Source organism: Streptomyces sp. SAS_281, assembly GCF_052542855.1.
This window is the reverse complement of record NZ_JBMNDO010000045.1, coordinates 51,652-57,782: the sequence shown is the minus strand read 5'-3', so window position 1 is coordinate 57,782 and position 6,131 is coordinate 51,652. Positions and strand designations below refer to the sequence as shown.

At 71.9% G+C, this 6,131-nt stretch carries 5 protein-coding genes and 1 pseudogene; all 6 read right to left on the bottom strand.

Annotated elements, in window-relative coordinates; translation table 11 throughout:
- Window positions 1–384 precede the first annotated feature (384 nt).
- The 6 genes and pseudogenes from proC to ilvD all read right to left on the bottom strand — a co-directional run bounded on the left by proC (window position 385) and on the right by ilvD (window position 6,130).
- Window positions 385–1,194, bottom strand: coding sequence for a pyrroline-5-carboxylate reductase (proC, locus tag ACN6LM_RS18960; protein WP_164399075.1), 810 nt, complete (start codon window positions 1,192–1,194; stop codon window positions 385–387).
- Window positions 1,195–1,268: 74 nt separating this feature from the next.
- Window positions 1,269–2,027, bottom strand: a complete 759-nt coding sequence (locus ACN6LM_RS18955) for an ABC transporter permease (RefSeq protein WP_445066566.1) — start codon at window positions 2,025–2,027, stop codon at window positions 1,269–1,271.
- Entirely contained in the window at window positions 2,024–2,791 is a 768-nt protein-coding gene (locus ACN6LM_RS18950; protein ID WP_445066565.1) for an ABC transporter ATP-binding protein, read from the bottom strand. Before ACN6LM_RS18950 ends, ACN6LM_RS18955 begins: the two co-directional genes overlap by 4 nt.
- Before the next feature lie 61 nt (window positions 2,792–2,852).
- Window positions 2,853–3,635: a class I SAM-dependent methyltransferase gene (locus tag ACN6LM_RS18945; RefSeq protein ID WP_445066564.1), complete on the bottom strand. Its 783-nt coding sequence runs from the start codon at window positions 3,633–3,635 to the stop codon at window positions 2,853–2,855.
- Between the two features lie 27 nt (window positions 3,636–3,662).
- On the bottom strand, window positions 3,663–4,205 hold the full coding sequence (locus ACN6LM_RS18940; protein WP_445066563.1) for a hypothetical protein: 543 nt from the start codon (window positions 4,203–4,205) through the stop codon (window positions 3,663–3,665).
- A gap of 70 nt (window positions 4,206–4,275) precedes the next feature.
- Window positions 4,276–6,130: pseudogene (gene ilvD / locus ACN6LM_RS18935) on the bottom strand (dihydroxy-acid dehydratase).
- Between the last annotated feature and the right edge of the window lies 1 nt (window position 6,131).

The following is a 6,131-nucleotide window of genomic DNA, read 5'->3' as shown; positions in this document are numbered from 1 at the left end:
CGGGTCAAGCAGTTTTCGCTTTCCAGTTCTTCGCTTTCGCGTTTCCCTTTCCGGCGAGTCCGACTCTATCAGATCCTTTCGGGCCTGATTCCCAGTCAGTGGGGCTTGTCCTCCCGGCCGTTGGGCCGTTCCGACGAGTGAGACATTAGCGGAATCCTGGGCCCCGACGCTAATCGGGGTCGCGCTCCTTCGAACGCGGATTCCTCATTTCGCATAAACGCACGCCAAGACATGCGACAACTGTCGCGTGCTCGTTGTGGTTACTGCGGAATGGCTGTCCGGGGACCAACCGGAGTCGGCGCTCACGTCGGACAACTCGGAGCACACTACGGATCCGGAGAGGGCGTGTCAACCCCCGGCTGGGCCGGGGGTCACTGGCCCTGGTCAGCCGTTGCCGGAGGCCAGCTCACGGCTGCGGTCACGGGCCGCTTCGAGTGCGGCGATGAGGGCCGCGCGTACACCGTGGTTCTCCAGTTCGCGGATGGCGCTGATGGTGGTGCCGGCCGGGCTGGTGACGGCCTCACGGAGCTTGACCGGGTGCTCACCGCTGTCCCGGAGCATCACGGCGGCGCCGATGGCGGCCTGGACGATGAGGTCGTGGGCCTGGGCGCGCGGCAGACCGAGCAGGATGCCGGCGTCCGTCATCGCCTCGACGAGGAAGTAGAAGTACGCCGGGCCCGAGCCGGAGAGGGCGGTGGCCGCGTCCTGCTGGGACTCCGGGACGCGCAGGGTCTTGCCGACGCCCTTGAAGATGGCGTCCGTCGAGGCGAGGTGCTCCCCCGTGGCGTGACTGCCCCCCGAGATGACGGACATGCCCTCGTCCACCAGGACCGGCGTGTTCGGCATGACGCGGACGACCGGGGTGCCGGCGGTGAGGCGGTCCTCGATGAACGCGGTCGTGATGCCGGCAGCCGCGCTGATCACCAGGCGGTCCGCGGTGAGGTGCGGAGCCAGCTCGTCCAGGAGGCGGCCCATGTCCTGGGGCTTGACCGCGAGGATCAGGATGTCCGCCCGCTTCGCGGCCTCCGCGTTGGTGACCGCGTCCACGCCGTACCGGTCGCGCAGTTCCGCGGCCCGGTCCGAGCGGCGGGTGGTGACCAGCAGGTTCGACGGGCGCCAGCCGGCCCGGATCATGCCGCTGAGCAGGGCCTCGCCGATCTTGCCGGTGCCGAGGACTGCAACTGTCTGGGTCATGCCGTTCACCCTCCGGGCGGTGCTCGATGTGCGCGGTGCTCAGTGCTCGTCGGCGCCATCTTCGCACCGCCCCGTCAGGCGGTGCGGCGGCGGAGGGTGGCGGCGCCGAGGGCCAGGACGAGCAGGGCGCAGCCCGCCACGACGAGGACGTCGCGTACGAAGTCCCCGGTGACCTCGGTGTGGTGGAGGACCTCGTTCATCCCGTCCACGGCGTACGACATCGGCAGCACGTCCGAGACGGCCTCCAGGAACGGCGCCATCCGGTCGCGCGGGATGAAGAGGCCGCAGAGCAGCAGCTGCGGGAAGATCACCGCCGGCATGAACTGCACCGCCTGGAACTCGGAGGCCGCGAACGCCGAGACGAACAGCCCGAGTGCCGTGCCGAGCAGCGCGTCGAGCACCGCGACCAGGAGCAGCAGCCACAGCGACCCCATGACGTCCAGGCCGAGGGCCCACACCGACAGGCCGGTGGCCAGGAGCGACTGGAAGACGGCGACGGCCCCGAAGGCGAGCGCGTAACCCGCGATGAGGTCGCCCTTGCCGAGCGGCATCGAGAGCAGGCGCTCCAGGGTGCCGGTGGTCCGTTCCCGCAGGGTGGCGATCGAGGTGACCAGGAACATCGTGATCAGCGGGAAGATCCCCAGCAGCGAGGCGCCGATCGAGTCGAAGGTCTGCGGGCTGCCGTCGAAGACGTACCGCAGCAGCGTGATCAGGAGGACCGGGACCAGCAGGAGCAGCGCGACCGTGCGGGGGTCGTGGGCGAGCTGGCGCAGGACGCGGGCGGCCGTGGCGAGGGTGCGGGCCGGGCTGAGGGGGGCTGTCGTGCTGCTCATCGGGCGTTCTCCTTGCGGTGGGCGGCCGCGTCGACCAGGTGCAGGAAGGCCGCTTCGACGGTGTCGGTGCCGGCGGCGGTGCGCAGGGCGTCCGGGGTGTCGTCGGCGAGGATCTCGCCCTCGCGCATGAGGAGGAGGCGGTGGCAGCGCTCGGCCTCGTCCATGACGTGGGAGGAGATGAGGAGTGCGGTGCCGCGTTCGGCGGCGAGGGTGTGGAAGAGCTGCCACAGGTCGCGGCGCAGGACCGGGTCGAGGCCGACCGTCGGTTCGTCCAGGACGAGCAGATCGGGCGTGCCGAGGAGGGCGACGGCGAGCGAGACGCGGGTGCGCTGGCCGCCGGAGAGGTTGCCGGCGAGGGCGTCCTCGTGGCTGGTCAGGTCGACCTCGGTGAGCGCGCGGGTGACCGCCTCGTGACGGGCGGCGCGGTGGGCGCGGCCGGGCTGGAGGATCGCCGCGAAGTAGTCGAGGTTCTGGCGGACGGTGAGGTCGGTGTAGACCGAGGGCGCCTGGGTGACGTACCCGACGCGGGGGCGGAGGGAGGGGTGTCCTGCGGGGCTGCCGAGGACCTGGAGGGTGCCGGTGGCCTTGGCCTGGGTGCCGACGACGGCGCGCATGAGGGTGGATTTGCCGCAGCCGGAGGGGCCGAGGAGGCCGGTGATCCTGCCGGGTTCGACGGTGAAGTCGAGGCCCTTGAGGACCGTGCGGCTGCCTCGTTGGACGGTGAGGCCACGGGCCTCGACGGCGACGCCCGAAGAATTCATCATGTGATGAATATTGGCTCCGCGGGACCGCCGCCGTCAAGGGACCGGGCGGGGCTGCCCCGGCTCAGCGCACGGCCGCGTGCAGCTCCACGACGTAGGCCTCCTCCACCGTGCCGTCGGGGAACTCCGTCAGGAGCCGGGCCCGCTCCTCGACGAGGAAACCCCGGGCGGCGGCGTCTTCGATGGTCAGGAACGCGGAATGGCTGCCCAGGTTGTCGAGGTGGGTGGTGAGAGGGACGCTCCGGGTCCACGGGACGCGGCGGTGGGTGAAGGCGAGGTCCGGCGGCAGGTCGCGGTCCTGGACGGCCGAGCGCCTCGGGCCCAGTTCCTCCGGGCCCACGCCGAAGAAACGGAGGAGCCGTTCCTCCTGGGCGGCGATCCACGGGACCGTGTCGTCGGTGACGTTCCACCAGAGGGCGAGCGTGCCGCCCGGCCGCAGGACGCGCCGGACCTCGGCGGTGGAGCGGGCGTGATCGGTCCAGTGCCAGGACTGGGCGTACGTGATCAGGTCGGCCGAGGCGGTCGCGAACGGGAGCCGGTTGCCGTCGCCCCGCACGAGCGGGACGTCCGGGAGGCCCCGGCGCAGCTCGGCGGCCATGCCGGGCCCGGGCTCGACGGCGACGACGCGGGCGCCGCGGTCGAGGAGGCGGCGGGTCGAGATGCCGGTGCCCGCGCCGACGTCCAGGGCGCGGGCTCCTCGCAGGGGGCGGCCTGCGATGTCCTCGACGGCGTCGAACAGCGCGTCCGGGTAGCTGGGGCGGGCGGCGGCGTACTGGGCGGCGGCCCGGTCGAAGGACAGGGCGCGCGAGGGGCCCGGGGCCGCATCCGGTGAGTGTGTCGTGGTCATGCGGCCATCGTGCCCCCGGGCGGCGCGTCAGCCGCGGCGGCCCTTCTTCTTGCGGGCGGCCGGGTTGCCGGTGCGGGAGGCGCGGCGCTTCGCGTACCGGGCGACGGCCTCCTCGTACTCCGTACGCCTCAGCTTCTCGCCGGGCGCCTCGGTGAACGTACGGAAGAAGTACGCGAGCAGCGAGCCGACGAAGCCGATGGCCTTCAGGCCGCGCAGGTTCTCCTCGCGGGCCGGGTCGGCCGGGCGGCGGCCGAAGCCCTCCCAGGTCTTGCGGAAGGCGATCGCGCTGCAGACGGCGAACATCGCGATGACCAGCACGCCGACGAAGCCGCCGACGTCGGCGATCTCCAGCCCCTGGTACGCGAAGCGGAGGACGAGGCAGGCCGCGGCCACCGCGAGGAGGGAGCCGACGGCGGCTCCGACGCGACGCAGTCCGTAGTTGCCGTCGTGGGCGACCCACGTGGTCCCGAAGAAGCGGAGGGACTCGGGCTGCGGGCCCTGCGGGGTCGCGGCCGGCGGCTCGGACGGGCCGGGGGCCGCGCCTTCGGGGGTCTCGCTGTTCTCGCTCACGGAGTCGATTATCCCGCAGGTTGAGCGGCGGCCGGGGGGCCGTGCGTGCGGCCCCCCGGTACCGATCGGGTCAGCCCAGCTTCGAGACGTCGCGGACGGCGCCCCGGTCGGCGCTCGTCGCCATCGCGGCGTACGCGCGGAGGGCGGCCGAGACCTTGCGGTCGCGGTTCTTCGGGGCGTACACGCCGTTCAGGGCCTCGCGGCGGGCGGCCAGCTCGGCCTCGGGGACCAGGAGGTCGATCGAGCGGTTCGGGATGTCGATCCGGATCCGGTCGCCGTCCTCCACCAGCGCGATCGCTCCGCCGGAGGCGGCCTCGGGCGAGGCGTGGCCGATGGACAGGCCCGACGTACCGCCGGAGAAGCGGCCGTCCGTGATCAGGGCGCAGGTCTTGCCGAGGCCGCGGCCCTTCAGGTACGAGGTCGGGTAGAGCATCTCCTGCATGCCCGGGCCGCCCTTGGGGCCCTCGTAGCGGATGACGACGACGTCGCCCTCGTTGACCTGCTGGGTGAGGATCTTCTGGACGGCCTCCTCCTGCGACTCGCAGACGACGGCCGGGCCCTCGAAGGTCCAGATGGACTCGTCGACACCCGCCGTCTTCACGACGCATCCGTCCACGGCCAGATTGCCGCGCAGGACCGCGAGGCCGCCGTCCTTGGAGTAGGCGTGCTCCACGGAGCGGATGCAGCCGCCCTCGGCGTCCTGGTCCAGGCTGTCCCAGCGCTCGGACTGGGAGAACGCCTCCGCCGAGCGCACGCAGCCGGGAGCGGCGTGCCACAGTTCGACCGCCTCCGGCGCCGGGGAACCGCCGCGCACGTCCCAGGTCTTCAGCCAGTCGTCCAGCGACGGGCTGTGCACGGAGTGCACGTCCTCGTTGAGCAGGCCCCCCCGGTGCAGTTCACCGAGGAGGGCCGGGATGCCGCCGGCGCGGTGCACGTCCTCCATGTAGTACGTGCGGTCCTTGGCGACGTTCGGGGCGACCTTGGCCAGGCACGGGACGCGGCGCGACAGGGCGTCCATCTCGGTCAGGCCGTAGGAGACGCCCGCCTCCTGGGCGGCGGCCAGGAGGTGCAGGATCGTGTTGGTGGAGCCGCCCATCGCGATGTCGAGCGCCATGGCGTTCCCGAAGGCGGCGGCCGTGGCGATGTTGCGGGGCAGGACCGATTCGTCGTCCTGCTCGTAGTAGCGGCGGGTCAGGTCCATCACCGTGCGGGCGGCGTTCTCGTAGAGCGCCTTGCGGGCGGTGTGGGTGGCCAGGACCGATCCGTTGCCGGGGAGGGAGAGGCCGGATCGCCTCGGTCAGGCAGTTCATCGAGTTGGCGGTGAACATGCCGGAACAGGAACCGCAGGTGGGACAGGCGTTCTCCTCGATGCGGAGGATGTCCTCGTCGGAGATCTTGTCGTTGACCGCCTCCGACATCGCGTCGACCAGGTCGAGCGTGCGCACCGTGCCGTCGACCAGCGTGGCGCGGCCCGACTCCATCGGCCCGCCGGAGACGAAGACCGTCGGGATGTTCAGGCGCAGGGCCGCGTTGAGCATGCCCGGGGTGATCTTGTCGCAGTTGGAGATGCAGATCAGGGCGTCGGCGCAGTGCGCCTCGACCATGTACTCCACGCTGTCCGCGATGAGGTCGCGGGAGGGGAGGCTGTAGAGCATGCCGCCGTGGCCCATGGCGATGCCGTCGTCCACGGCGATCGTGTTGAACTCGCGCGGGATGCCGCCGGCGGCGACGACCGCCTCGCTGACGATCCGGCCGACGGGGGCCAGGTGGGTGTGGCCCGGCACGAACTCCGTGAAGCTGTTGGCGACGGCGATGATCGGCTTCCGGCCGATGTCCGCGCCGGGTACCCCGGAGGCCCGCATAAGGGCGCGGGCGCCCGCCATGTTGCGGCCGTGGGTGACTGTGCGGGACCTCAGCGTGGGCATC